20 protein-coding genes are annotated in these 25,479 nt (G+C 68.3%); 12 read left to right on the top strand and 8 right to left on the bottom strand.

Going from position 1 to position 25,479, the window contains the following annotated elements:
* Positions 1-63 precede the first annotated feature (63 nt).
* Complete coding sequence (locus tag LJ725_RS18075) at positions 64-1,020, bottom strand: hypothetical protein (protein WP_230552037.1); 957 nt, start codon at positions 1,018-1,020, stop codon at positions 64-66.
* A 5-nt stretch (positions 1,021-1,025) separates the two neighbouring features.
* Entirely contained in the window at positions 1,026-2,195 is a 1,170-nt protein-coding gene (locus LJ725_RS18070; protein ID WP_230552036.1) for an acetyl-CoA acetyltransferase, read from the bottom strand.
* A 189-nt stretch (positions 2,196-2,384) separates the two neighbouring features.
* Between LJ725_RS18070 and LJ725_RS18065 the strand changes: the two genes are divergently transcribed.
* The 12 genes from LJ725_RS18065 to LJ725_RS18010 all read left to right on the top strand — a co-directional run bounded on the left by LJ725_RS18065 (position 2,385) and on the right by LJ725_RS18010 (position 15,213).
* Positions 2,385-2,756 (top strand): hypothetical protein, encoded by a 372-nt coding sequence (locus LJ725_RS18065; protein WP_230552035.1) that lies wholly within the window; start codon positions 2,385-2,387, stop codon positions 2,754-2,756.
* 92 nt (positions 2,757-2,848) lie between these two features.
* Entirely contained in the window at positions 2,849-3,733 is an 885-nt protein-coding gene (cyoA, locus tag LJ725_RS18060; protein ID WP_329958376.1) for a ubiquinol oxidase subunit II, read from the top strand.
* A 3-nt stretch (positions 3,734-3,736) separates the two neighbouring features.
* Positions 3,737-5,710: a cytochrome o ubiquinol oxidase subunit I gene (gene cyoB, locus LJ725_RS18055; RefSeq protein ID WP_230552033.1), complete on the top strand. Its 1,974-nt coding sequence runs from the start codon at positions 3,737-3,739 to the stop codon at positions 5,708-5,710.
* On the top strand, positions 5,707-6,321 hold the full coding sequence (cyoC, locus tag LJ725_RS18050) for a cytochrome o ubiquinol oxidase subunit III (protein ID WP_230552032.1): 615 nt from the start codon (positions 5,707-5,709) through the stop codon (positions 6,319-6,321). Before cyoB ends, cyoC begins: the two co-directional genes overlap by 4 nt.
* Positions 6,321-6,635, top strand: a complete 315-nt coding sequence (gene cyoD / locus LJ725_RS18045) for a cytochrome o ubiquinol oxidase subunit IV (RefSeq protein ID WP_230552031.1) — start codon at positions 6,321-6,323, stop codon at positions 6,633-6,635. Before cyoC ends, cyoD begins: the two co-directional genes overlap by 1 nt.
* A gap of 15 nt (positions 6,636-6,650) precedes the next feature.
* Complete coding sequence (locus LJ725_RS18040; protein ID WP_230552030.1) at positions 6,651-7,163, top strand: hypothetical protein; 513 nt, start codon at positions 6,651-6,653, stop codon at positions 7,161-7,163.
* A gap of 216 nt (positions 7,164-7,379) precedes the next feature.
* Positions 7,380-7,469: a K(+)-transporting ATPase subunit F gene (gene kdpF, locus LJ725_RS18035; protein WP_230552029.1), complete on the top strand. Its 90-nt coding sequence runs from the start codon at positions 7,380-7,382 to the stop codon at positions 7,467-7,469.
* A gap of 7 nt (positions 7,470-7,476) precedes the next feature.
* Complete coding sequence (kdpA, locus tag LJ725_RS18030) at positions 7,477-9,186, top strand: potassium-transporting ATPase subunit KdpA (RefSeq protein ID WP_230552028.1); 1,710 nt, start codon at positions 7,477-7,479, stop codon at positions 9,184-9,186.
* A gap of 12 nt (positions 9,187-9,198) precedes the next feature.
* The gene (gene kdpB / locus LJ725_RS18025) at positions 9,199-11,247 is read left to right on the top strand and encodes a potassium-transporting ATPase subunit KdpB (RefSeq protein WP_230552027.1); all 2,049 of its coding nucleotides are present in this window, start codon (positions 9,199-9,201) and stop codon (positions 11,245-11,247) included.
* A gap of 11 nt (positions 11,248-11,258) precedes the next feature.
* Positions 11,259-11,849 (top strand): potassium-transporting ATPase subunit KdpC, encoded by a 591-nt coding sequence (gene kdpC, locus LJ725_RS18020; protein WP_230552026.1) that lies wholly within the window; start codon positions 11,259-11,261, stop codon positions 11,847-11,849.
* Positions 11,850-11,864: 15 nt separating this feature from the next.
* The gene (locus tag LJ725_RS18015; protein ID WP_230552025.1) at positions 11,865-14,540 is read left to right on the top strand and encodes a sensor histidine kinase; all 2,676 of its coding nucleotides are present in this window, start codon (positions 11,865-11,867) and stop codon (positions 14,538-14,540) included.
* A complete protein-coding gene (locus LJ725_RS18010) occupies positions 14,530-15,213 on the top strand; it encodes a response regulator (RefSeq protein ID WP_230552024.1) in 684 nt (227 codons plus the stop codon). The genes LJ725_RS18015 and LJ725_RS18010 overlap by 11 nt, the downstream gene beginning before the upstream one ends.
* Positions 15,214-15,384: 171 nt before the next feature.
* Here LJ725_RS18010 and LJ725_RS18005 read toward each other — a convergent pair whose 3' ends face one another.
* From LJ725_RS18005 to LJ725_RS17980, 6 genes are read right to left on the bottom strand one after another with little or no spacing between them, the layout of a single operon-like run.
* Entirely contained in the window at positions 15,385-15,867 is a 483-nt protein-coding gene (locus tag LJ725_RS18005) for a hypothetical protein (RefSeq protein WP_230552023.1), read from the bottom strand.
* Complete coding sequence (locus tag LJ725_RS18000) at positions 15,864-16,958, bottom strand: tetratricopeptide repeat protein (protein ID WP_230552022.1); 1,095 nt, start codon at positions 16,956-16,958, stop codon at positions 15,864-15,866. The genes LJ725_RS18005 and LJ725_RS18000 overlap by 4 nt, the downstream gene beginning before the upstream one ends.
* An 8-nt stretch (positions 16,959-16,966) precedes the next feature.
* Complete coding sequence (locus tag LJ725_RS17995) at positions 16,967-19,651, bottom strand: virulence factor SrfC family protein (protein ID WP_230552021.1); 2,685 nt, start codon at positions 19,649-19,651, stop codon at positions 16,967-16,969.
* A gap of 18 nt (positions 19,652-19,669) precedes the next feature.
* Positions 19,670-22,636 (bottom strand): virulence factor SrfB, encoded by a 2,967-nt coding sequence (locus tag LJ725_RS17990; RefSeq protein WP_230552020.1) that lies wholly within the window; start codon positions 22,634-22,636, stop codon positions 19,670-19,672.
* Positions 22,637-22,679: 43 nt separating this feature from the next.
* Positions 22,680-24,152: a hypothetical protein gene (locus LJ725_RS17985; protein ID WP_230552019.1), complete on the bottom strand. Its 1,473-nt coding sequence runs from the start codon at positions 24,150-24,152 to the stop codon at positions 22,680-22,682.
* Between the two features lie 8 nt (positions 24,153-24,160).
* Positions 24,161-25,441, bottom strand: a complete 1,281-nt coding sequence (locus tag LJ725_RS17980) for a hypothetical protein (protein WP_230552018.1) — start codon at positions 25,439-25,441, stop codon at positions 24,161-24,163.
* Positions 25,442-25,479: the final 38 nt, after the last annotated feature.

Below are 25,479 nucleotides of genomic sequence, written 5' to 3'. Positions count from 1 at the left end.
TCCAAGAACAGCTGTCATCCCGGGCGTAGCGAGGGACCTTTCGCTTTCTTCAATCGCGTCGACTTAACGCCGGTTCCCCGGCGGCGTCACGTTCCATTGATGGCGCAGCGCTTCGAGGTCGTGCTCGACCCAGTCCCAGACGCTCCACTTCGGATCGAAGAGATCGACCGTCATCTCCGCGCCGCGCGCCCAGGCATGCCAGAACTCGTCGGGATCGAGGCCGCCCTTGCCGGCATGGCCCACGTCGTTCAGCTGCTCGCCGAAATGGAAGAAGAAGATCACCGGCAGGATGTGGCCGCTCATCGGATTGATGGGGTGCATGCCGGCCGTGAAGGTCGAGACCAGCAGCTCGCCGCGCGCGCTGGTGTCGTAGCCCGAAATGACGTGCGTTGAATCGTGCGCCGTGCCGAAGGCGGCGTTCAGCGCCATCGGGTCGCCGGGGAAGGGATAGCCGTTCTCCTTGTCGAAGTCCCAGAGTGCCTTTCCGAACGTGTTCTGCGGCAGACGGCCCAGCGCCTCGTAGCGCTCGACCAGCGCCGGATCGGCGTTGGCGCCCGCGTAGGGGCGGATCCAGACATTGGGATCGAGGCCTTCGGAGGAGCGGCTGAGTACGCTGTGGAAATTCTTGCGCCACATGTCGGCGGTGGCCCAGGCAATGTGACCGGAGGCCGCCTCGACGAGGTCGGTGAGATAGTCGGCCTCGATGTCGAGGGCGCGGGAGTATTCGAGCACGCGCTTCAGTTTGCCGTGGTCGAGCGAGCCGTCGACCATGGCCATGATGGCGAGGTACTTCACCGCCTCCTCGGCGAGCGCGCGATCCTTCAAGACTTCGACCAGATCGGCCGGTTCGGCCGCGGGCAGCGTGCCGAGATCGACCAGCCCGTGGCGGCGCAGCAGATAGTGCGCCGCCGCCCGGATGCTTGCCGTGTCGGCGTAGGTGATCGTGTGTCCGCCGGCCAGCGCCACCTGGCGCATGGCGCCCAGGATGACGTCGCTTTCGCGAGGGCCGACGGCGCGCAATGGTTCTAGCGCAGCGGCTCGAGGATGCTCACATAGTTGGCGACGGCCGCGCCTCCCATGTTGAACACGCCGCCGAGCTTGGCCTTCGGCAGTTGCAGGCCCTCGGGCGCGGTGCCGGCGAGCTGCATGGCCGTCATCACGTGCATGCTGACGCCGGTGGCACCGACCGGATGGCCCTTGGCCTTGAGACCGCCCGAGACGTTGACCGGCAGCTTGCCGTCGCGCTCGACCCAGCCTTCATGGATGGCGCGCTCGCCTTCGCCCGGTGCCGTGAGGCCCATCGCCTCGTATTCGATCAGCTCGGCGGAGGTGAAGCAGTCGTGGCTCTCGACGAACGAGAGATCGAGCAGGTCGAGATGCGCGGACTTGAGTGCACGCTGCCAGGCAAGCTGCGGCCCCTCGAACTTGATGATGTCGCGGCGGCTCATCGGCAGGAAGTCGTTGACGTGCTCGGCGGCGCGGAAGGCGATCGCCTGCTTCATGCCGAGCGCCGTGCCGACGTCGGTCAGGATCACCGCCGCCGCACCGTCGGTGACCGGCGAGCAGTCGGTGCGCTTCAGCGGGCCGGCGACGAACGGGTTCTTGTCCGAGGGCGTGCGGCAGAACTCGTAGGCGAACTCCTTCTGGAAGTGGGCGTAAGGATTCTTCGCGCCGTTCCGGTGCGCCTTGACCGCGATCTTCGCGAGCGCGTCGGACTTGTCGCCGTAGCGCTGGAAGTAGGCCGAGGTGATCTTGCCGAAGATGCCCGCGAAGCCCGCCTCGATATTGGCTTCCTCGGCGACGTACGACGCCTTGATCAGCACCTCGCCGGCCTGCGCGGAGTTGAGCTCGGTCATCTTCTCCACGCCGACCACCAGCACGAAGCGCGCCTTGCCGGCGGCCAGCGTGTTGAGGCCCATGTGTATCGCGGCCGAGCCGGTCGCGCAGGCATTCTCGACGCGGGTCGAGGGCTTGAAGCGCAGGTCGGGGTGGGTTTGCAGCGGCAGCGAGGAGTGGAACTCCTGGCGCACGAAGCCGCCGTTCATGTTGCCGACGTAGATCACGTCGACGTCCTTGGGCTCGATGCCGGCATGCGCGATCGCCTCGGACGCTGCCTTGACGATCAGCGATTCGCTGGTCTCGCCGTCGAGCTTGCCGAATTTGCCGTGGGACCAACCGACGATGCACGCGGTCATGGAAACTCTCCTTGGTTCGTGGCGGCGACCCTAGACGCGGCCGTGCTGCCGGTCGAGAGGCCGGTGAGTGCATATACACTTATATCTCATTCGGGACCGCGCAAGAGCCCCGCGTTGGCCCGCCCGGCGCCCAAATTCCGCCGCGGGGCGGGTATTGACTGCGCTGTCCAACGGGAGCCTCACTGGCACATGGCCGAACCCTCTCAGACCCAAGAACAACCGACGCCGCGCTGGCCCTGGATTCTGGGCGGCCTGGTGGGCGGTTTCTTCCTGCTCGCGGCGGGCCTCGGGCTGGGCTGGTATCTCTTCTACCGTCCGATCGTGAACGTTGCCGTCCAGCTTCCCGCACCGCCGGCGCCCCCCGCACCGGCCGGCCCTGACGCGGCGCAAGTGAAGGCGCTCGAGGAGCAGATCGAGAAGCAGAAGGCCGCCAACAAGCAGATCGAAGACCAGATCGCGACGCTCAAAGAGCGCCTTCGCGCCGACGTCTGCACGGCCAAGGATCCCGCCGGCAAGACACCGCCGGCGTCGACGCCGGCGCCTCCGGGTCAGAAGACCTGATTGTCGGACTGAAACGTCACAAAAGAATCGTTGCTCAATACAACAGCTAGCTTCAATCTGCCCTGACAGTTCAATAGGTCGGGCGGGGGAGCGTGAGGCTGGCTGTAACTCGATGGCGGGCAGCGGCGTCGGCGGCCGGCTTGGCCCTATTGGCAGGCGCCTGCGACCTGAAACGCGCGCCCGTGCTTGATCCGAAGGGGCCGATCGCCCTCGCGGAACGCGATCTCCTGTTCGATGCGTTCTATGTGATGATGCTGGTGATCGTCCCGATCATCATCCTCACCCTGTGGTTCGCCTGGAGGTACCGCGCCTCCAACACCAAGGCCAAATATACGCCGACCTGGGCCAACTCGGTCACGATCGACGCCATCACCTGGCTTATCCCGGCGGTTATCGTCATTGCCGTGGCCGTGTTGCTGTGGCGTAGCACCCACCGGCTGGACCCCTACCGACCGCTGGAGTCCAAGGAGCCGCCGTTCGACGTCCAGGTCGTGGCCCAGGACTGGAAGTGGCTGTTCATCTATCCCGAGCAGGGGATCGCGGTGGTGAACCAGCTCGCCTTCCCGGCGGGCCGGCCGGTCAGCCTGCGCATCACCTCCGACACGGTGATGAACTCCTTCTACGTGCCGCAGCTCGCCGGACAGATCTACGCGATGGCCGGCATGCAGACCCGCCTGCAGATGCTGGCGGACCAGCCCGGCAAGTTCGTCGGGCGGAACAGCCAGTACAGCGGCGGCGGCTATTCCGAGCAGCATTTCGAGGTCCTGGCCATGACACCGGCCGACTTCGACGCCTGGGTGGCGCGGGCCAAGCAGAGCGGCCGGGCACTCGACGCCGCCGCCTACACGGCGCTGGCAGCCAAGAGCCGCGCCAATCCCATCACCTATTACTCGACGGTCGAGCCCAAGCTGTTCGACTCGATCATCGACAAGTACCGGCACAGCGGCCATGCGCAGCACGCGCCGGCGCGGAGATAGCGGATGTTCGGCAAACTGACGATCGACGCCCTGCCGTTCTACAGCCCGATCGCCGCGGGCGGCGCCGCCGTCGTCGTCGGTGGCGCGCTGCTGGTCGCGGCGGTGCTCACCTACCTCAAGGCCTGGAAGTACCTCTGGACCGAGTGGCTGACCAGCGTCGACCACAAGCGCATCGGCATCATGTACATCGTGCTGGCGCTGATCATGCTGGTGCGTGGCTTCGTCGACGCCATCATGATGCGGGCCCAGCAGGCTTTCGCGCTGAACGGCGGCGGATACCTGCCGCCCGAGCATTTCGACCAGATCTTCAGCTCCCACGGCACCATCATGATCTTCTTCATGGCGATGCCGTTCATGACGGGCCTGATCAACGTCATCGTGCCGCTGCAGATCGGCACGCGCGACGTGGCCTTCCCGTGGCTCAATGCCGTCAGCCTGTGGCTGAGCGCGGCCGGCGCGGCGCTGGTCATGGTCTCGCTGGTCATCGGCAAGTTCTCGACCGCCGGCTGGACCGGCTACCCGCCCTACTCGGGCATCGAATACAGCCCCGGTGTCGGCGTCGACTACTGGATCTGGGCGATCCTGATATCGGGCGTCGGCTCGACCATGTCGGGCATCAACTTCATCGTGACGATCCTGAAGCGCCGGGCCCCGGGCATGACGCTGATGCGCATGACGCCCTTCGTCTGGACCGCGCTGATCGCCTCCGTCCTGATGGCCTTCGCCTTCCCGGCGATCACCGTGGCCTGCGGCCTGCTCGCCCTCGATCGCCTTGCCGGCATGCACTTCTTCACGAATGCGCATGGCGGCAACATGATGAACTACGTCAACCTGTTCTGGATCTGGGGCCATCCGGAAGTCTACATCCTGATCCTGCCGGCCTTCGGTATCTTCTCCGAGGTCGTCTCGACGTTCTCGCGCAAGCGCCTGTTCGGCTACGAATCGCTGGTCTATGCGACCGCGGCAATCGGCATCCTGTCCTTCACAGTCTGGCTGCACCATTTCTTCACCATGGGCTCCAGTGCCGGCGTCAATGCCTTCTTCGGTGTCATGACGATGATCATCGCCGTGCCGACAGGCGTGAAGGTGTTCAACTGGCTGCTCACCATGTATCGCGGCCGCATCGAGTTCCATCCGTCGATGATGTGGAGCATCGGCTTCATCGTGACCTTCGTGATCGGCGGCATGACCGGCGTGCTGCTGGCGATCCCGCCGGCCGACTTCCTGATGCACAACACGACCTTCCTGGTCGCGCACTTCCACAACATGATCATCCCGGGCGTGCTGTTCGGCTATCTCGCCGGCTACATGTACTGGTTCCCCAAGGCCTTCGGTTTCGCCTTCAACCGCGGCTGGGGCATCGGCGCCTTCTGGTGCTGGATCATCGGCTTCTATCTCGCCTTCATGCCGCTCTACCTGCTCGGCCTGAAGGGCATGCCGCGACGCATGGAGACCTACAACGACCCGACCTGGCAGCCCTACCTGCTGGTGGCGGCGTCCGGCGCCGTGGTCGTGCTGTGCGGCATCGGCTGCATGGTGATGCAGCTCTACGTCTCGATTCGCGACCGCAACAAGACGCGCGACCTGACCGGCGATCCGTACAACGGGCGCACGCTGGAATGGTCGACCTCCTCGCCGCCGCCGCCGTACAACTTCGCGGTGATCCCGACGGTGGGCGATCGCGAGCCCTTCCTCGAGATGAAGGAGAAGGGAACCGCCTACCAGCGGCCCGCCAGCTACCAGCCCATCCGCATTCCATCGAACACGCCCATCGGCGTGATCCTCGGCGCGTTCGGCTTCGTGCTGGGCTTCGCCATGATCTGGCACATCTGGTGGCTGGTGCTCGCATCCGGCGCGATCATGCTCGCGGCGGTGATCGTGCGCTCGTCGAACGACGACCAGGAGTTCACCATGTCGGCCGCCGAGGTGAAGGCGATCGAGGACGAACGCTTCCGGGCGATGGGGAGCCGGCCATGAGCGCGGCCCACATGAGCGAGGCCTCCCTGAGCGAGCACGAGCGCGAGGAGATCGACACCCACGAGCAGCGGGCGTTCGGTTTCTGGCTCTACCTGATGGGCGACGCGGTCATCTTCGCGCTGCTGTTCGCGACCTACGCCATCATGATCCCCGGCACGGACGGCGGTCCCACCGGCAAGCAGCTGTTCGACCTGAACAATGCGGCCATCGAGACGGGATTGCTGCTGGTTTCCAGCATGACCTTCGGGTTCGCCAGCCTGCAGGTTAAGGCCGGCAACCGCGGCGCCGTCCTGGCCTGGCTCGCCATCACCTTCGTGCTGGGCGCGGCCTTCGTGTTTCTGGAGGTGCGCGAGTTCGCCGGCATGATCGCGCAGGGGGCGGGACCCGATCGCAGCGGCTTCCTGTCGGCCTTCTTCACGTTGGTCGGCACGCACGGTGTCCACGTCACCATGGGCCTGATCTGGATCGTGATCCTGGGCGCCCAGGTCGCGCTCAAGGGACTGACGATGCCGGTGGCCTCGCGGCTGCACCGGCTCGGCCTCTTCTGGCACTTTCTCGACATCGCCTGGGTCGGCATCTTCTCCATCGTCTATCTGCCGGGGCTGCTGTGATGGAACGTCCTCGGGAAAACGCTCACGGGCTGCGCTCCTACCTGATCGGCTTCGTGCTGGCCGTCGTGCTGAGCGCCGTGCCGTTCTGGCTGGTCTACACGCACGCCCTGCCGCCGCAGCGCACCCTTCTGGTCATCGGCATTGCCGCCGTGCTGCAGGTGCTGGTCCATCTGCGCTTCTTCCTGCACATCAACTTCACGACCACGCCGCGCGAGAACGTGCTGGCGCTGGTCTTCACCGCGCTGCTGCTCTTCATCATGGTGGGCGGCAGCTTCTGGATCATGTTCGACCTGCACGCCCGCATGGCGCTCTAGCCGCCGGCGCCCTCGATGGCCGAACCCAGATCGAAGATGACGCCGCTCCTGACGTGGGAGTGGGTGGTGGGCCTGTCGCCCATCGCGGCGACCGTCGTCGCCTATGTCGCGCTCGCGAACCTGTCGCTGGAGGGCGCGGCAGTCGGTTTCACGGCGGGGGCGCTCGACGGGCTGTGTGCCGGCGGCCTGCCGGCCTTCTGGTGTCGCATGCCGAAGCCGGTGACCCTGCTGGCTGCGGTGCAGTTCCTGGCCTTTCTCTGGTTCATCCTGGCCTCGGCCTACATGTTCTGGCGCGTGCGCTTCGCGCCCGGCTATCCGAAGCCCCCGGCCTACGTTCCCGGTTCGGCGTCGCTGTTCGAGATGGCCAGCTGGGGCGGCATCTGGCTGTTCATGCTGATCGGCGGCCAGATCTTTCCCTATCGCGGCCAGCCGCTCGCCGAACCCAGCCTGCTGTTCGCCATGCTGGGCCTCAGCCTCGCCATCCTCTCGCTGCGCATGCTGGCGGTCAGCCTGCGGTTCCGCGCCTAGCGGGCCGGCCGGCTCGCCGATCGGGCCGCCCCTGAAAGTCCTATGAGTTTCCTATGCCGGCTGCAGGCCCGCCGGCTCGAATTCCTATGCCCTGGCATCCTCTTATGCCGGCGAAGGAGTTCTTCATGTTCGACATCCTGTTCTTCGGCGGCGGCCTCGTGCTGTTCTGCCTATTGATCGCCTACGAACGCCTCTGTCGCAGGCTGTGAGGCGGCCATGAGCTTCGACTATCTGCTCGGCGGCGGCCTTGCCGTCCTTCTGCTCGTCTATCTGACGGTCGCGCTGGCGCGGCCGGAGAAATTCTGAGGCGATCATGACTCTCAATGGCTGGGCGCAGATCGCGCTCTTCTGCGGCCTCGTGCTGCTGCTCACGCGGCCGCTGGGCGGCTATCTCGACAACGTCATGGCAGGCCGGCGCACGCTGCTGTCGCCGGTGCTGCGGCCGGTCGAGCGCGGCTTCTATCGTCTTGCCGGCATCGATCCGTCGGAGGAACAGAGCTGGTGGGTCTATGCCCGCGCCATGGTGGTCTTCCACATTGTGGGCTTCGCCTTTCTCTATTTTCTGCTGCGCCTCCAGGATCTGCTGCCGCTCAATCCGCAGGGAATGTCTGCCGTGGCGCCCGACCTCGCGGGCAATACGGCCGTCAGCTTCCTGACCAACACCAACTGGCAGAGCTACGGCGGCGAGACGACCATGAGCTATCTCTCGCAGATGGCCGGCCTCTCGGTTCAGAACTTCCTGAGCGCGGCCACCGGCATTGCGCTCGCCGTGGCGCTGGTGCGCGGCTTTGCGCGCGCCGAGTCCAAAGGGATTGGCAACTTCTGGGCCGACATGGTGCGCGTCACGCTCTACGTGCTGTTGCCCTTCTGTCTGCTGCTGACGGTGTTCTACGTCTGGCAGGGCGTGCCGCAGAACCTGTCGTCCTATGTCGAGGCCACGACCGTCGAGGGTGCCAAACAGACCATCGCTCAGGGGCCGGTGGCCTCGCAGCTCGCCATCAAGATGCTGGGTACCAACGGCGGCGGCTTTTTCAACGCCAACTCCGCGCACCCTTACGAGAATCCGACGGCGCTCTCCAACCTTGTACAGATGCTGTCGATCTTCGCGATCGGCGCGGCGCTGACCAACCTGTTCGGCCGCGCCGTCGGCGACGAGCGCCAGGGCTGGGCGATCCTGGCCGCCATGAGCGTGCTGTTCCTGGCGGGCGTCGTCGTCTGCTACTGGGCCGAGGCGGGCGGCAATCCGCTGATCGGCGCGCTCGGCGTCGACAATGCCGCCGGCAACATGGAGGGCAAGGAAGTGCGTTTCGGCGCGCCTCTGTCGGCCTTGTTCGCGGTCATTACCACCGCCGCTTCATGCGGCGCCGTCAACGCCATGCTCGACAGCTTCATGCCGCTCGGCGGCATGGTCCCGCTGATCAACATGCTGCTGGGCGAGATCATCATCGGCGGCGTCGGCGCAGGCCTCTACGGCATGCTGCTGTTCGCCGTGCTGGCGATCTTCCTGGCGGGTCTGATGGTCGGCCGGACGCCCGAGTATGTCGGCAAGAAGATCGAGGCGCGCGAGGTGAAGTTCACCATGCTGGCGATCCTCTGCGTGCCGCTCGCCGTCCTGGGCTTCACGGCGCTGGCCAGCGTCGTGCCGGCGGGCCTCGCGGGCCCGGCCAATGCCGGCCCGCACGGCTTCAGCGAAATCCTCTATGCCTATACGTCGGCCGCGGCGAACAACGGCAGCGCCTTCGGCGGCCTGACCGCCAACACCGTCTTCTACAACGGCACGCTTGCCGTCGCGATGATGGTTGGCCGCTTCGCCATCATCATCCCGATGCTGGCGGTGGCCGGTGCGCTGGCCGCCAAGCGCAAGGCTGCGGCCTCGGCCGGCACCTTTCCGACCCACGGTCCGCTGTTCGTCGGCCTGCTGGTCGGCGCGGTGCTGATCGTCGGCGGTCTCACCTTCCTGCCGGCCCTGGCCCTCGGCCCCATCGTCGAGCACTTCGCCCTGCTCGCTGGCACGCTGTTCTAACGAGGCTTCATCATGAGCAAGCGCGAAAAATCGCAGTCCCTGTTGGACCCTGCGATCCTGAAACCCGCCCTGCTGGGCAGCCTCACCAAGCTCGACCCGCGCGAGCTGGTGAAGAACCCGGTGATGTTCACCGTCGAGATGGTGGCGCTGGCGGCTACCGTCCTCACGGTGCGCGACGTCGTGACCGGCGTGGCGGGCAGCGGCTTCCAGATCCAGATCGTCGTCTGGCTGTGGATCACCGTCCTGTTCGCCACCTTCGCCGAGGCGGTCGCCGAGGGCCGCGGCAAGGCGCAGGCCGACACGCTGCGCCGCATGCGCAGCGAGACCATGGCCAAGGTGCTGCTGGGCGTCGGCGACACGTTCGAGCCGCGCCGCGCCCACACGCTCAAGGTCGGCGAGAAGGTGCTGGTCGAGGCCGGCGACCTGGTGCCGGGTGACGGCGAGATCATCGAAGGCGTGGCCACCATCGACGAATCGGCCATCACCGGCGAATCCGCGCCGGTCATCCGCGAGGCCGGCGGCGACCGCTCGGCCGTGACCGGCGGCACGCGCGTCCTGTCGGACCGTATCAAGGTCCGCATCACCGCGGAGGAGGGATCGAGCTTCCTTGACCGCATGATCGCCCTGGTCGAAGGCGCGGCCCGCCAGAAGACGCCCAACGAGCTGGCGCTCAGCGTCCTGCTGGCCGGCCTCACCCTGATCTTCGTTCTGGCGGTCGTCACCATCCCGAGCTTCGCGACCTATGCCGGCGGCGCGGTTTCCGTCGTCGTCCTGATCGCCCTGTTCGTCGCCCTGATCCCCACGACCATCGGCGCGCTGCTGTCGGCCATCGGCATCGCCGGCATGAACCGGCTGGTGCGCTTCAACGTGCTGGCGACCTCCGGCCGTGCCGTCGAGGCGGCGGGCGACGTCGACACGCTGCTGCTCGACAAGACCGGCACCATCACGCTCGGCAACCGCCACGCCACCCGATTCATTCCGGTGACGGGCGTCACCGAGGACGAGGTGGCGCAGGTGGCCCAGCTCGCCAGCCTGGCCGACGAGACGCCCGAGGGTCGCTCGATCGTCGTGCTGGCCAAGGAGAAATACGGCCTGCGCGGCGTCGACGTGGCGGAGCTGCACGCCAGGTTCGTGCCCTTCACGGCCCAGACGCGCATGAGCGGCGTCGACCATGAAGGCGCGGTCATCCGCAAGGGTGCGATCGAATCGGTGATCGAGCATGCCCGCTCCCTCGGCATCACGCCGCCGGTCGATGAGGTGACCCGCATCGCGACGACCGTCGCCAAGGAGGGCGGAACGCCGCTCGGCGTGTCGCGCAACGGCCGCATCCTGGGTGTGGTCTATCTTAAGGACATCGTGAAGGGCGGCATACGCGAGCGCTTCGCCGAGCTGCGCGCCATGGGCATCCGCACGGTGATGATCACCGGCGACAATCCGCAGACCGCGGCCGCGATCGCCGCCGAAGCGGGCGTCGACGACTTCCTCGCGCAGGCGACCCCGGAGGCCAAGCTGCACCTCATCCGCGAGGAGCAGGCCAAGGGCAAGCTGGTCGCCATGTGCGGCGACGGCACCAACGATGCGCCGGCGCTCGCCCAGGCCGATGTCGGCGTCGCCATGCAGACCGGCACCAACGCCGCGCGCGAGGCCGGCAACATGGTCGACCTCGACAGCGACCCGACCAAGCTCATCGAGATCGTGGCCATCGGCAAGCAACTGCTGATGACGCGCGGCGCGCTCACGACGTTCTCGATCGCCAACGACGTGGCGAAGTACTTTGCCATCATCCCGGCGATGTTCATCGCCTTCTATCCGCAACTGGGCGTGCTGAACGTCATGGGCCTGGCGACGCCGCAGAGCGCCATTCTCTCGGCCATCATCTTCAACGCCCTGATCATCGTCGCGTTGATCCCGCTCGCCCTGCGTGGCGTGCAGTACCGGCCGAGCGGTGCCGCCGCGCTGCTGCGCCGCAACCTGCTCGTCTATGGAATCGGCGGCCTCGTCGTGCCCTTCGTCGGCATCAAGCTGATCGACGTGGTGGTCGCGGCCGCCGGCCTCGCCTGAAGGAGATCGTCATGCTTCGCCATTTTCGTGCATCCGTCGTCATGCTGCTGCTGATGACCGTCCTGCTGGGCATCGCCTATCCGCTGGCGATGGTCGGGGTCGCGGGTGCGGCCTTCCCGGGGCAGGCCGGCGGCTCGCTCGTCGAGAAGGACGGCAAGGTCGTCGGATCGACGCTGATCGGCCAGTCCTTCACCGGCGAAGGCTATTTCCACGGCCGGCCCTCGGCCACGACCGACACCGATCCGGCCGATTCGGCCAAGACCGTCGCCGCGCCCTACAACGCGGCCAATTCGGCGGGCTCGAACCTGGGGCCGACCTCCAAGGCCCTGATCGACCGCGTCAAGGAGGACGCCGACAGGCTTGGCAAGGGCGTGCCGGTCGACCTGGTGACGACCTCCGGCAGCGGACTCGATCCGCATGTCTCGCCCGCGGCGGCGGCCTGGCAGATCGCGCGCGTGGCCAGGGCGCGCGGCCTGCGCGAGATCGAGGTGCAGGCGCTGGTGAACCAGTACACCGAGGGCCGCATGTACGGCCTGCTGGGCGAGCCGCGGATCAACGTGCTGCAACTCAACCTCGCCCTCGACGGGCTGGCCAAGCGGTGACAATGATCGGCCCGAATGCCCGCGACCGCTGACGATCTCCGGCCCTCGCCCGACGCGCTCCTGAAGGCGGCGGAGAAGGAGTCGCGCGGCAAGCACAAGATCTTCCTCGGCGCGGCGCCGGGCGTCGGCAAGACCTGGGAGATGCTGTCGGCCGCCCACCGGCGGCTGCGCGAGGGGCTCGACGTGGTGGTGGGCGTCGCCGAGACCCACGGCCGCGTCGAGACCGAGGCCCAGCTCAAGGGGCTGGAGATCCTGCCGCGTCGCATGGTCGAGTATCGCGGCCGCACGATCGGCGAGATGGACCTCGACGCCATCCTGAAGCGGCGCCCGGCGCTGGTCCTGGTCGACGAGCTCGCCCACACCAACGCCGAGGGCAGCCGCCATCCCAAGCGTTACCTCGACGTCGAGGAGCTGCTGGCCGCCGGCATCGATGTCTATTCGACCCTGAACGTCCAGCACATCGAGAGCCTGAACGACGTGGTGGCGCGCATCACGCGCATCCGCGTGCGCGAGACCGTGCCCGACCGCGTGGTCGATGCCGCCGACGAGGTCGAGCTGATCGACCTGACGCCCGCCGACCTGATCGCCCGCCTCGCGCAGGGCAAGGTCTATGTTCGAGACCAGGCGCAGCGCGCCCTGCGCCACTATTTCTCGCCCGGCAACCTCACGGCCTTGCGTGAGCTGGCGCTCCGGCGCACCGCCGTGCGCGTCGACGAACAGATGCGCAGCTACATGCGCGAGCATGCGATCGCCGGTCCGTGGGCCGCCGGCGAACGGGTGATCGTCTGCCTCGATCCGGGACCGGGCGCCTCCAATGCCGTGCGCGCGGCCAAGCGCAGCGCCGACGCACTCGATGCCGAGCTGATCGCGCTCTACGTCGAGACCGACCGGCATGCCACCCTGTCGGATGCCGAGCACGCGCGGCTGGCCGAGGCGCAGCGCCTGGCGGCCCAACTCGGCGCCGAGATCGTAACGGTGCCCGGTCGCTCGGTCGTCGAGGAGGTCCTGGCCTTCGCGCGCTCGCGCAACGCCACGCGCGTCGTGGTCGGCAAGTCGCGACGCTCGCGCTGGTTCGAGCTGCGCCACGGTTCGGTCGTCGACGAGCTGGTCCGGGCAGGATCCGGGCTCGCCATCGAGGTGGCGCCGTCGGGCGAGGGGGAGCAGAAAGGCGGCCCGCGCGACTGGCTGCGCGACGTGCCGCTCACGCCCGGCCCCTATCTCGAAGGTGCGCTGGCGACAGCCGTGGCCACCGCCATCGGCGTCCTGGTCGACCGGCTGATCGTGCTGCCCAACATCTCGCTGGTCTTCGTGCTGCCGGTGCTGTTTTCGGCGGCGCGTTACGGGCTGGTGCCGTCGCTCTGGGTCTCCGCGCTCAGTGTCGCCTGTTTCAACTTCTTCTTCCTGCCGCCGCTCTACCAGTTCACCATCGCCGACCCGGCCAACGTGATGGCGCTGTTCCTGTTCGTCGTGGTGGCGGTGATCGCCAGCGCGCTGGCGGCGCGAACCCGCACCCAGACCGAATCGGCCCGTCGCGAGGCACGGACCACCGCCGGGCTCTACGCCTTCAGCCGCAAGATCGCGGGCGTCGTCGATCTCTACGATCTCCTCTGGATCGTGGTCTCGCATCTCGCCCGTTTGCTCGCCGCGGAAATCGTCGTGCTGATGCCGGAGGCGGGCGGCCTCGCGACCCGCGCGGCCTTTCCGCCGGACGGGGCGCTGAGCGAAGCCGATCTCGCGGCCGCGCGCTGGTCCTGGGATGCCGACCGGCCGGCGGGCCGGGGCACCGATACGTTGCCGGGCGGGCGCTGGTTGTTCGTGCCCATCCGCACCAGCCGCTCGGCGATCGCGGTGATCGGCGTGTTGCCGAAGAAAGAAGGCCATGAACTGACCGCGGGCGAGCGCCGGCTGCTCGAGGCGGTGGGCAATCAGGCCGCGGTCGCGATCGAGCGCGTGACGCTGGCCGAGGATATCGACCAGGCCCGACTGGGCGCCGAGCGCGAGCGTCTGCGCTCGGCGATGCTCACCTCTGTATCGCACGACCTGCGCACGCCGCTCGCCTCGATCATCGGAGCGCTGTCCAGTCTGCGCAGTTTCGGCGAGCGTTACGACGCAGCCGCACGCGAGGAGCTGCTGGCGACGGCGCAGGGCGAGGCCGAACGCCTCGACCGCTTCGTCGGCAACCTCCTCGACATGACGCGCCTCGACGCAGGCGCGATCGTGCCCCGGCGCGAGGCCGTCGAAGTGGGCGACCTGGTCTCGACCGCCCTGCGGCGTGCCGCACCGCTGGTCGCCGGCCACGCGACCTCGAGCACGGTGTCGCCTGACCTGCCGCCGCTGCAGCTCGATTTCGTCCTGGCCGAGCAGGTCCTGTTCAACCTGCTCGACAATGCCGCCAAATATTCCGCGCCCGGCGGCCGGATTTCGGTCGAGGCGAGGCGGGAGGGGAGCCGGGTCGAGATCGTGGTGCGCGACGAGGGACCGGGACTTGCAGAGGGCGATCTCGATCGTATCTTCGACAAGTTCTATCGCGCCGAATCGGGCGACCGGCGGCGGGCCGGCACGGGGCTGGGCCTCGCCATTGCCCGTGGCTTCGTCGAGGCGATGGGCGGTACGCTCACCGCGCGCAACAGGAGCGATCGCAGCGGTGCGGAGTTCATGGTGAGTTTCCCGGTGTCTCCGAATGACCGCTGACGGCGCCACGATCCTGATCGTCGAGGACGAGCCGCCGATCCGCCGGCTGCTGCGCACGACCCTGGCAGGGCACGACTATCGCACCTTGGAGGCGGCTACCGGTGCGGAAGCGCTGCAGGCGATGCGGCATCACCGGCCGGACCTGATCCTGCTCGATCTCGGCCTGCCCGATCGCGACGGCCTCGAACTGATCGCGGAGATCCGCAAGTTCGGGCCGGTGCCTATCGTCGTCCTCTCGGGCCGCGGCGAGGAGGCCACCAAGGTGGCGGCCCTCGATTCCGGTGCGGACGACTACGTCACCAAGCCGTTCGGCGCCGAGGAACTGATGGCGCGGCTGCGTGCGGCGCTGCGCCACCGGCTGCAGCAGCAGGGCGCGGACCGCGGTTTCGCCAGCGGCACGCTGAAGGTGGATCTGGTGCGGCGGCTGGTCGAGCGGGACGGCGAGGCGGTGAAGCTGTCGCCCAAGGAGTACGACATCCTCGAACAGCTCGCGATCCATGCCGGCAAGGTGCTGACGCATCGTCACCTGCTGCGCGAGGTGTGGCGCGACGAGGCCGTCGATCCGCAATACCTGCGCGTCTACATCCGCCAGCTTCGCCAGAAGATCGAAACCGATCCTGCTTCGCCGCAGCACGTCCTCACCGAGCCCGGCGTGGGATACCGGCTGGTCTGAGGACGAGCCGCTCCGCCCCGTGATCGAACGAGACGACGTCGAGGCCCGCGCCGGTCGCGCGGTCGCGAACGGCCGAAAGCCCGTCGATGCAGGCGCATTCCGGACCTTCCACGATCACGCACCCGCGGGCGCCGGTTCGGCGGCCTGCAAGGCCTCGCGGAGCTCGTCTTGCTAAAAGGCGCACTCCGCCCGCATGGCAGGGGTGATCGGATCGGCTGGCATGGTGAGCTTGCAGTGATAGTCGAAGGCGGTGCGGTAGGGCGCGGCGATGCGGCCCTTGGCCTGGATCGGCAGGATGACGCGGCCGCCGCGACGATCGATCTGCTGGCGGCCGTAGCCGATGTTGGTGCCGTCGGGAAAGTAGGCATCGAAGAAGGAGTGCCCGGCGGTCGACGTGAACTCGACCGTCAGCACGGCGCCCTCGAGGCACTCGAAGCGCGGGCCGCTCTTCAGCACGCCGGTCTCGGTGTTCTTTCCCGCCGGGCCTGAGACGGTCCAGTTCGAAGTAGAGCCCGTCTTCGAAGTCTCCGCCTTGAGTACACCGCAGGCGAGGTTGGTCGGCGGTGGCGGCGGGCTTGCGGGTTTTGCCGTCTGTGCCTGCGCCGGTCCGGCAAGAAGCGCCGCCGTCACCGGCAGCAGGAGACTCCACTTCATTTGGGCAGACCGTCCAGCGCCTTCTTTGCCTCGGCATCGTTCTGTGCCGCCGCCTGTTGTAGCCAAACCCTGGCCTTTGTCACATCGGCGCTGAGCCCGGCGCCGCCCTTGGCCAGCAACAGGCCGAGCTTGCGCTGCGCCTCGGCCAGTCCCGTCAGCGCCGCGCGCTCGTACCAGTCGGCCGCCTGCGTGCCGTCATGCGGGAATCCGGCCCGGGCGGGCTGTGTGGGATCGTAGAAGGACGCGAGTTCAAGCTGCGCGGCGGCGCTGCCCTGCTCGGCGGCGTGGCGATAGACCAGGAAGGCGGCGGAAACATCGCCGGCCTTGGCGAACTCCTGCGCCTTGGCGAGCATCGCGTCCGGCGCGGGCTTGGTCGCGAAATACTCGGCCACCGTCTCGCGCACCGACTTGGGCGGGGGCTGCGACGCGGCCGGCTGAAGGGGCGTCGGCGCGGGCGGGGGCGCCGCCACCACCGGCTCCGGCGGGTGCAGATGGTTGGTCCAGTAGTAATAACCGCCGCCCACCGCCAGCAGCACGAGGACGGCCGCGATCATCCAGCCCGTCGCGCCGGAGCGCTTCGGCACGTCGGCCATCGGATCGCGCGCCGCCCGCAGTTCGGGACGCGGCGGCGGGGGAGGCGGCGGCTCGGGCGGGATTTCCAGCGGTGGCGGCAGTTCGGGCGGAGGCGGCGGCGCGGCCTGCTGGCGGCGGCGCAAGCGCACCGTGTCGTCGTAGGTGCCGGAAGTGCCTGCCGCGCCCGACGTCAGCATCGCGGGCCAGGCCACGACCGTCGTGCCGACCACGCCGATGTCGGGCTCGCGCACGCGCAGGCGCACGGTGGCGATACCGGCCAGCCGGTCGCAGATCTCGGGGCCGAGATGGAACTCCAGCACGTCGCCGTTGCGGCTCACCTCGTCGGGCAGCAGCCAGGTCTCGGTGCGGCGCCATCCGTCATCGGCGAGATGCGTCTCGGGGCCCTGCTGGCGCTGGATCGAAAGGGTGAGGCCTTCGGGTGCCGCATCGAGTTCGCTCACGCGCAACAGCGCGTGGCCGGGTTCCGGCAGCGGGGCAATGGTCGCGCGGACGGGCATCGGAATCCTCAGGCCGCCACGGTGCGCAGGATGGCGCCCAGCCGGTCGTTCTGCTCGGGCGTGATCTCGCGGCCGCCTTCGTAGCCGACATTGTCCATTGCCAGCTGCAGGAAAGCGCGCATCCAGTCCTTGCAGTAGTCGGCGTAGATCGGCGCCGGGTTCTCGCTGAGCTGCGGGATGCCGTCGATCATGATCGTCGGCTGCTCGAACACCCGGCGCAGCGGCGCGTTGGGCGGCAGGCCCGGGCGCTGATCGAGCGGCAGCTTGTCGAAGCCCAGCGCGCTCACATAGCCGTTCAGCGCCGAAGAGGCCGTGCGTACCTGGCGCTCGGCGATCTCCTCCCACTTGGCGTTGGCCGCGTTCTCCAGCTCGCGTACCTCGTGGGAGAGCTGGTCGATCAGCTTCAGCCTGTGGGCGCCGACGATCAGCTCGTCGATCAGCCAGCCGAGATGCTGGCGATCGACGCCGAAGTGCGACAGCGCCTTCTCGTCGGCGCCGACGCGGCGCATGTTCTCCAGCCAGTATTCCGCGGCCTCGCGGGCGAAGCGCTCCGCCCGGTCCTCGATCACGCCGGACGGCGGCGGGGTGCGGCCGGTCTCCTCGCCGAACACGTCGGCGAAGATGGCGCCGATATCGACGGCGGCACCGGTCGATTGCGCGGCGGCCGGCTGCAGCTTGCCGTTCTTGCCCATCCCGTTCTTGCCCAGGCCCTCTTCGGAGGGCTGCGCCGTGGCGATGCGGAAGTAGATCTCGCGCAGCGCCGTGTCGGCCACCTGCAGCGCGGCCACCAGTTCGCCGAACAGCTGCTGCTGGATGACGTTGGCGAGACCGCGCAGCACCGTCTGGATGAGATCGCGCTTCTTGGCGCGGGCATCGCCGTCGGATGCGCTGTGGAAGCCGGCAAGCCGGTCGACCAGGCGGCGCAGCTGCACGTCGAGCTGGCCGCGGACCTGGGCGCGCTTGATGGCGGGATCGCAGACCGGGATCAGGCTCTTCACCAGGTACGCCACGCCGCCGTCGTTGGCGCGGAAGGCTTCGTCCCAGGCGAGGGCCGGATTGGCGAAGTGGCGGCGCACATCCTCGTTCTCGACGAAGTGGCGGCGCAGCTCGCCGGCGCGCTGGGCGAAGCTATCGGCGATGCCGACCTCGCGGCCGCCATCACACTCCATGAGCCGCTCGTCGATGACGGTCGGATTGCGCAGCCAGAAGCTGTTGTCGAACGGCTTGCCGTTCCAGTTGAGCGGCCACTCGCCCCGGAAGTTGTTGACCAGCGAGTTGCCGAGACGCGCGCTCCAGCGCAGGCGCCGCGATTCCTCGGTCTCGCCGGCCTTCTGCTCGAACTCGCGATCCATCTTGGTGAGTACGAGGAACAGCGCGTTCTTCTGCTTGGCGCGGTCGGCCGGGGTGGCGCCGATCGTCTGGTCGATCCACGCCGTCATCATGTCGGAGAGATCGCGGACTTCCTGGTTGCCGTCGGGAATGCAGAGAAGAATGGCACTGAGTTCGCGTTCGGCGGAGTAGCGCTGGAAAAGATAGGCCACCTTGCCGCGCAGCAGCAGCTCGCGCAGCGGGTTGGCGCCCTCGGCGACACCCTTGGTCTTGGCGACGTCGTCGAGGTTGGCGAGCTTCAGGCGCGAACGGGCGCCGGGAAAGTCGAGCAGGTCGGTGTGATCGAAGAAATCCCAAGGCTTCTCGTCGATCGCGACGTTCAGCTCGGCGGTGAGCGCGCAGACCAGCGAGCGTGGCAGGCGCGCGTCGGGCGAGGACCGGCCGTCTGCCTGGCGGGGCCGCACCAGCAGCGTGTCGTCGCCGTCGGCGCCGAGGCGGTCGAGCGTCAGGACGTCGACGATGCTCTTCTCGCGCGGAATCAGCGCGTCCATGCCCAGCAGGGCTTCGGGCGCGTGACCGAGCTTCTGCAGCCCGTCGTAGAGCGTGAGGTAGAGATCGGTAAAGGGCTGGAAGTCGTACCACAGGACCGACCACAGGCGGGCGCGGTCGGTGCCCGACAGGCGCGGCGCGAGTTCGATGGCCTCGCGCCAGTAGTCGGTGCGCAGCTCGGCAGTGACGCCGGCGAAGAACGTGTCGAAATACTCGATCAGGTCGAGCACGTCGTCGGACTCGAGGTCGCCGACCGGCGCGGGATGCGCCTTGGCGCGCAGCTCGGTCAGGCGCTTGCGGATCGCGGCGCCATCGGGGCCGATGAACTCGGCCTTCTGGTGGTCGAAGTCGAGCAGGAAGGAGTTGCCCAGGATCTTCACGATGTCGGTCTGCGTCAGCAGCCGCACACGCACCGGGAACTCCGTCGAGCCGTCGCTGAGGCCGAGGCCGAAGCGGGTGACGAGGCCGGTCGATTCGCGATTGCCCGGCGGGTTGATCTCGCGCAGGAAATCGTAGGCCTTGTCGGCGAAGCGCGCCTGCAGCGGGCGGCCGTCGCGGCTCGCCAGGATCGAGACGAGATAGGACTTGCCGGCCTGGCTGGGGCCAAACACGCCCACGCACATGCGACGTCGCGCGGCGCGTGCGAGCTTGCGGCTCTGATTGCGAACCTTCTGCAGCTCACCGACCAGCGACGGCGCCTGCTGCGCCACGGTCGGCGACTGCTCCGCCGCGTTGCGCAGCCACGCCACGCCCTCGCTCGCGGTGACGGCCAGCGCCTCGCAGTCCTGGGCCAGCTTGAGATCGACTGTGTCCATGATCTTCCCGAACGGTCCTTAACCGGTCTTGAGCATGCCCGTGTCGAGCCAGTAGCCCTCACGGCGCGGCAATGTCTGCAGGCGGAGAGTCAGGCGGTCGAGCGCGACGGCACGGCCATCGCGATTGGTCACCTGACGCAGACGGAAACGTTCGACGTCGCCCGAATCCTTGTCCTTGGGCTTCACCCGGGCCAGCGCAATCCGGAACGGCGTCTCGCGCGCATGGCGCTCGGCATACTCGGGCTTGGCAAATTCCAGCGCGTAGAGCCGCGCCGCCGGCCAGCGCACCAGGTCGAGTTGGCGCGCGCCCAGCCACATGGGGCCGCGGAACTCGAAGGCGATCTCCGGCAGCTCGTACTCGCGATTGTCGAGATCGACGTCGCGATAGACGAGGTCCTCCTTCTGCAGGCGACCGCCGCCGTCGAGCTTGCCGATGAAGCGGGCGATGCTCTTGGAGCGCAGCAGGTCGGAGCGGAAGGAGAAGTCCGGAAGCTGCGACTGCGCCAGCGCCGCGATCATGGCACCAACCGCGACCGTGGTCTTCGGATCCTCGACGCGCAGGCGCGCGTCGCGGAACGGATACCAGGCGCCGACCCGGTACTCGTGCAGCGAGATCACCCGCTCCGGCGGCAGCGGCAGCAGCTCCATCACCAGCGCGCGGATGCCGGGCAGGCGGGAGGGCCGACCCGAGAGCAGCAGCACGTCGCAATCGTAGGCGTGGACGATCTCGGCGAGCGGCGCCAGCACGCGGCCCATCTCGGCGCGCACCGTCTTGTCGAGGCCCGGCAGGTCGACCGGGAACACGACGGTGCGCAGGTCGAAGTTCTGGGCGCCGCGCTTGCGCGCCGCCTCGTTCACGAAGGTGACGACTTCGTCCGACGGCTTGGCGCCGCCCGGGAAGAAGGTCTCGTAGGCGCGCGGCTCGGCTGCGACGACACCGGAGGTGGGATCGTAGGTCTCCGCTGCGCGTAAAAACTCGAGCGCGATCGGCTGGGCGATCTGCAGCGCGAACTGCTGGCGCAGGTTGCGCTGGATCACGTCCTCGCCGCCGCGATCGCCACCCACCAGCTCGGCCATCAGGTCACCCGGATTGGCGATGCCGGCGGTGCGCAGTGCCGACTCGATCGGCGGCAGCACATGGCCTTGGACCACGCGCAGCAGGATGTCGTCGCCCGCCACGTTGAAGCCCTCGCGGAACTTCTGTTCCGGGAAGAGCGTCACCGACGTACCGGCGCCTTCGAGCCGGTAGGAATTGATGATCAGGTCGGTGGTGCCGCCGCCCACGTCGATGCTCGCGATGTTGAGCACGTCCTCGGGCGGCTTGCCGCGTGGCTTGCGCGTGATCTGGAAGAAGCGGCGTGCGTCGCCGCCGAAATTGCGCGCGACCTCCGTGTAGAGATAGACGAGTTGCGTGCAGCTCGCCTCGTCCCAGTCGGTGAGCACGCGCGGCGCCGGCGCCGCTGGATCGTCGAGCTTCCAGCCCATCATCATCCAGACGAGGTCGCGCGCGGCCTCGGCGCGCTTGCGGAAGATCAGCCGCTCGGCGAGCGGCATGCCGGTCGGCAGGGTGAGCACGATGCGGCGCAGGCGGCGCGGCGTCTCGGCATGGGCGCGGCGGCCGCGCTGCTGCGGCGAGTTCATCAGGGTGAGCGCCTGCAGCAGCACTTCGGTCAGCACGAAGGTCATCACCGAGGAGCGCGAGTAGAGCGGCTCGAACACCGGGAGGTGATCGGCGGAATCGGCGTCGGCATCGACCAGATGCAGCGGTTCACCCTTCTGGTTGACGAGCTGGGCCATCGGTCCGGCCGCGGCCGGCATCGCCGTCTGGTCCTGCGCATAGGCGACATTGAAGCGCCATTCGCGGGGCTGCGCTTCCTCGTCCCACAGGTAGCGCTTGGGGCTCGACATGCCGGTATTGCCTTCGGTGCCGCGCCGGCGCGCCGCCAGCCGCGTCGCTTCGGGACCGACGCGGGTCATGGTCGGCCAGACGAAGGCATCGGCGCGACCGCCCAGCCGCGAGAGATGGTTCTTGCCGAACCAGGCCTGGGCGAACTCCACGCGCGATTCGAAGGGGCGCGTGTGGACGACCTCGGGATGCGAGAGATCGCGCAAAGCGAGTTCGTAGGAATCGTTCAGGTTGACGCCCAACTCGCCCGCCGCCTCGATCAGCAGGCCGCAGGTACGCGAGTTGCCGACGTCGAGCACGAGGTCGACCTCGATGGCGCCGCGGCCGGGCCGTTCGGCGTCGCCGACCAGCTTGACTGGCGGGAAGTGCGCGGCCGCCGCGAGCAGGCCGAGGAAGGCGAGGTAGCGTGCGGTGGCTTCCTGAGGCTTCTGCTTGATGTCGTTGTCGATCTCTTCCGCCGTCGCGCGCGGATGCAGTTCGTGGAACAGCTCCTCGAGCCATTGCACCATCCAGCCCTGGCGCAGCAGCCAGTGGTTGGCCCGCTGCTGCGGCGCCAGTGCGAACAGCGCGCCCGAGGTCACGTCCTTCGGCGAAGGCGCCAGATAGGCGCGGCCCTCGGCCTCGGCGATCAGGCCGGTGTCGAACGCCAGCACCGCGCGATAGCGGTTGCCCTGCTCATCGCGATAGCCCGAGCCGTAGCGCGCCTCGAGATCGACCACGCGCACGCGGGCCCAATCGGCGGGGCCTTCGCGGAACTGGTTGTTGGGCCGCACCTGCAGGAACGGCACCGGCACCCATTTGTCGAGAAAGGGCGCGAGCGCGTCCTTGGCGGTGATGACCAGGTTGGGGTCGGCGGCGCGACGACGGCCGTTCTCGACCACCTCGTACTGGCCGCGGCCCTCGTCGAAGTCGAGCTGCACCAGATCGTCGACCGCCCTCGTGGCGGCGGCGTCGTGGAAGCCCCATTCGCGCACCTTGAGGCGCACGGGATCGAAGCCGAAGTCGAGGAACTGGATGCCGGAGCGGGCAATCAGCGTCGTCGGGCTGGGGTAGCTCGGCAGGCGGGCAAGGTCGCTCATGTCAATCCAGTACGGCCATCATGCTGCATGTGTATGTAGGGTCTCAGCGCCCGATCTGCACCTTGTAGCTGCGCGTGTCGCCGGGCTGGCTGCCCTTGCACTGCGCCGCACCATCGGCGCCGATCTCGCAGTTCACGGTATTGCGGGCGTAGGTCTTGCCGTCGCTGCAGCGTGGATTGCTCTTCTCCTCGATCACCAGCCTGGTGCCGTCCCAGCGCGCCTCGGCCGGGGCCTCGCAGGTGGCGCCGTTCTTCTGGGTGAACGACACCTTGCCCTTGCCCTTGTCGTCGAGCGTGTAGGAGGGGCGGATGTCGTTCTCCCCGGTCGCGGTGGCGAGGCCGGTGCGCGAGCGCCAGTCGCCCTTGAGGAAGGCCAGGTCCTGCTTCTGCTTGGCCTCGGGCGGCACAACCATCGGCTTCGGCTCGTCCTTCTTGGCAACGTCCTTGTTGCCGTTCTGGCCGTCGTTCTTCGACGCGCCGTTCTTGTCCTTGTTCTGCTCGTCCGGACCCTTGCCATCCTTGCCGTTTGGACCCATGGCCTCCTGCTGCCTGTCGAGGTCCTTGCTGGCATCCTTGCCGGGATCTGTGCCCGGCACGCCCAGGTCGGGGCCGGCCCCGCGCTCGATCGGCGGGCCGCCGACGGAGCCGACGATCACGCCGCCCGGCCCGAGCACGCCCGCGGCACAGTCGCCGCCACGGCGTGCGAGTTCGTCGGTCAGGCGCGCCAATTCGAGGCGCAGGGATTCGTTGTCCTGCACCAGGGTCGAGACGCGCGTCTGCTGCAGCTCCAGCGGCTGGCGCACGGCGAAGCGCAATGCCTGCTCGCGGGCCTCGGCCTCGATCCGCGGCTCGAGGTGCGGCAGGTAGGGGCGCACCAGCCAGGCAAGCAGCGCCAGGATCAGCATCAGCAACGCGCCAAGCAGCAACCATTGCCACCAGACGGTGCGCGTCGCCGCGACCGAAGCGACGGCTGGCGCGGAGGCCATCACGGCTTCCGGTCGGCCGACGGGGTTGGCGGCCAGGCGCGGCGCGACGGCAGGCGGCGGACTGTTGAGGAACACGCCCGGGAGCGCGGCGTCGGCGGTGAAGCCCCAGAAGGTCATCACCGGGTGGCCGTCGACGACGTAGAGCGTTTCCTCGCCCGGCGCGGTCAGCGCGTGGCGCAGCAGGCGGGCGAAGTTGCGCTCCGCGTTCGAGCGTTCGGCTGCTTCCATCTGCGTCGCGAGGCCGGCGATCTCGCCGTGCAGGCGTTGCACCTTGTCGAGGACCTCGCGCCGCTCGGCATCGCCGAGATCTCCGAGCCGCCTCACCTCGCCGTCGAAAGGTGCGTACCAGTTGATGCTGCGCCCGCCCGGATCGGCCTCGGGCAGAGCCAGGAGATCGGCATGCTCGCGCGACAGGCGCGCGGCGATGGCGGCGCGCAACTGTCCGGCGGCGCGCCACACCGGATCGCCGGCCAGGCCGAGCGCGCGGTAGCGCTGCAGCGGCTCACTGACGAGTAGCGGACCTGCGGCCATCTAGTTCCTCACCGTCTGCCGGCCCGCGGGCAGGAAATCGCGTAGTTCCAGCGCGTGCCCCATTGTTCACCCGTTACGATCACGTCGACCGAATAATCCCCCGCGACGGGGTTCCAGTCGAAGCCGAAGCCGCCGCGACCGCTGCGCGGGCCGCCGGTGCCGGCGATGTTCTGCCCGCGATACATGACCTTGATGTCGTCGGGCCGCACGAAGAGCTGGTAGTTGAGCGCCACAAAGCCCGGCTTGTCGCCGAGATAGTGCTTGTTGCGCGTCACGCCCTCGCCGCCCGAATCGCCCGACCAGTCGCAAGGGAGCTGGCCCGGCGGCGGCCGGTTGACCGGCGGCGCGGAGGCCTGCTGCGGCGGCTGTGGCTTCGGAGCCGGCGGAGGCGCCGGCTTGGGCGGATCGACCTTGGCCACGGGCGGCGGGGCCGGCGGTGGCTTGGGGGGCTCGATCGGCTTGCACTGTTCGAGCTTGTCCTTGAGCTCGGCCTGCAGCGCCACGAGCTCCGCCTTGACCTTGCGTTCCTCGTCGCCCGCCGAATCGAGCGCGGCCTTCAGCAGCGGCGTCGGATCGGGGGGCGCCTCCGGGGCAGGCGGCGCCGGCGTCTCCAGCGTGGCGACATTCAGCGTCGGGTCGACCGGCGCGCAGGCCCGCAGCATCCACGAGGTCAGCAGCAGCAGGAGCAGCAGGAGCAGTCCGAACAGCAAGGCGCTGAACCACGGGGCCCATCCGACGATGCGCGTCGCGGGCAGGGCGGCGGCCGGTGCGCTGGCGAACACGGCCTGCGGCGTGGCAGCCGGCGGCACCGTGGCCAGCGTGAAGGCTTGCTGCAGGCTCGCGGCGGCGTCGGCCTCGTACCCCCAGGCGACGATCACCGGCTGCCCATCGACCACGAACACGAAATCGTCCGAGGGACGCGACGTCGAGAGTTCGAGGGCTCGGCCGATCAGCCGCGCTTCCTCGCTGGTCTCCGACCCTTTGAGCTGTGCGCCGAGGGCACGGATGGCAGCGAGCCGTTCTTCCGCCTTGTGCAGGATCTCCGCGCGTTCGTAGTCACTCAATTTCGAGAGACGCTGGACCGTGCCGCCCCGATGCGCATACCAGTCGATGCCATCGCCGGATTCGCGAAGTTGCGGATCGGCCAGCAGCTCGGCCGTCCCATCGCCCAGCCGTCGGCGGATGACCGAGAGAAGCTGGCCCGCCACCGAATGCAGCGGTTCGCCACGCACGCCGAGGGGGCGCACGCCGAGACGCGTCGTCGTCAAGAGAATGGGGCGTTCGCCCATGGATGCCCGCGGTCAGAAATCTGAGTTCTGGCTGAAGC

It is taken from the genome of Reyranella aquatilis, from assembly GCF_020880995.1.
In the GTDB taxonomy this organism is placed as follows: domain Bacteria; phylum Pseudomonadota; class Alphaproteobacteria; order Reyranellales; family Reyranellaceae; genus Reyranella; species Reyranella aquatilis.
The sequence above is the reverse complement of the archived record's forward strand: the minus strand, read 5'-3'. Positions and strand labels throughout refer to the sequence as shown.

Bases quoted from the DNA above. Each gene is read 5' to 3' on its own strand.
- LJ725_RS18070 (WP_230552036.1), bottom strand. From the start codon at position 2,195: ATGACCGCGTGCATCGTCGGTTGGTCCCACGGCAAATTCGGCAAGCTC.
- LJ725_RS18065 (WP_230552035.1), top strand. From the start codon at position 2,385: ATGGCCGAACCCTCTCAGACCCAAGAACAACCGACGCCGCGCTGGCCC.
- cyoB (WP_230552033.1), top strand. From the start codon at position 3,737: ATGTTCGGCAAACTGACGATCGACGCCCTGCCGTTCTACAGCCCGATC.
- cyoC (WP_230552032.1), top strand. From the start codon at position 5,707: ATGAGCGCGGCCCACATGAGCGAGGCCTCCCTGAGCGAGCACGAGCGC.
- cyoD (WP_230552031.1), top strand. From the start codon at position 6,321: ATGGAACGTCCTCGGGAAAACGCTCACGGGCTGCGCTCCTACCTGATC.
- LJ725_RS18040 (WP_230552030.1), top strand. From the start codon at position 6,651: ATGGCCGAACCCAGATCGAAGATGACGCCGCTCCTGACGTGGGAGTGG.
- kdpF (WP_230552029.1), top strand. From the start codon at position 7,380: ATGAGCTTCGACTATCTGCTCGGCGGCGGCCTTGCCGTCCTTCTGCTC.
- kdpA (WP_230552028.1), top strand. From the start codon at position 7,477: ATGACTCTCAATGGCTGGGCGCAGATCGCGCTCTTCTGCGGCCTCGTG.
- kdpB (WP_230552027.1), top strand. From the start codon at position 9,199: ATGAGCAAGCGCGAAAAATCGCAGTCCCTGTTGGACCCTGCGATCCTG.
- kdpC (WP_230552026.1), top strand. From the start codon at position 11,259: ATGCTTCGCCATTTTCGTGCATCCGTCGTCATGCTGCTGCTGATGACC.
- LJ725_RS18015 (WP_230552025.1), top strand. From the start codon at position 11,865: ATGCCCGCGACCGCTGACGATCTCCGGCCCTCGCCCGACGCGCTCCTG.
- LJ725_RS18010 (WP_230552024.1), top strand. From the start codon at position 14,530: ATGACCGCTGACGGCGCCACGATCCTGATCGTCGAGGACGAGCCGCCG.
- LJ725_RS18005 (WP_230552023.1), bottom strand. From the start codon at position 15,867: ATGAAGTGGAGTCTCCTGCTGCCGGTGACGGCGGCGCTTCTTGCCGGA.
- LJ725_RS18000 (WP_230552022.1), bottom strand. From the start codon at position 16,958: ATGCCCGTCCGCGCGACCATTGCCCCGCTGCCGGAACCCGGCCACGCG.
- LJ725_RS17995 (WP_230552021.1), bottom strand. From the start codon at position 19,651: ATGGACACAGTCGATCTCAAGCTGGCCCAGGACTGCGAGGCGCTGGCC.
- LJ725_RS17990 (WP_230552020.1), bottom strand. From the start codon at position 22,636: ATGAGCGACCTTGCCCGCCTGCCGAGCTACCCCAGCCCGACGACGCTG.
- LJ725_RS17985 (WP_230552019.1), bottom strand. From the start codon at position 24,152: ATGGCCGCAGGTCCGCTACTCGTCAGTGAGCCGCTGCAGCGCTACCGC.
- LJ725_RS17980 (WP_230552018.1), bottom strand. From the start codon at position 25,441: ATGGGCGAACGCCCCATTCTCTTGACGACGACGCGTCTCGGCGTGCGC.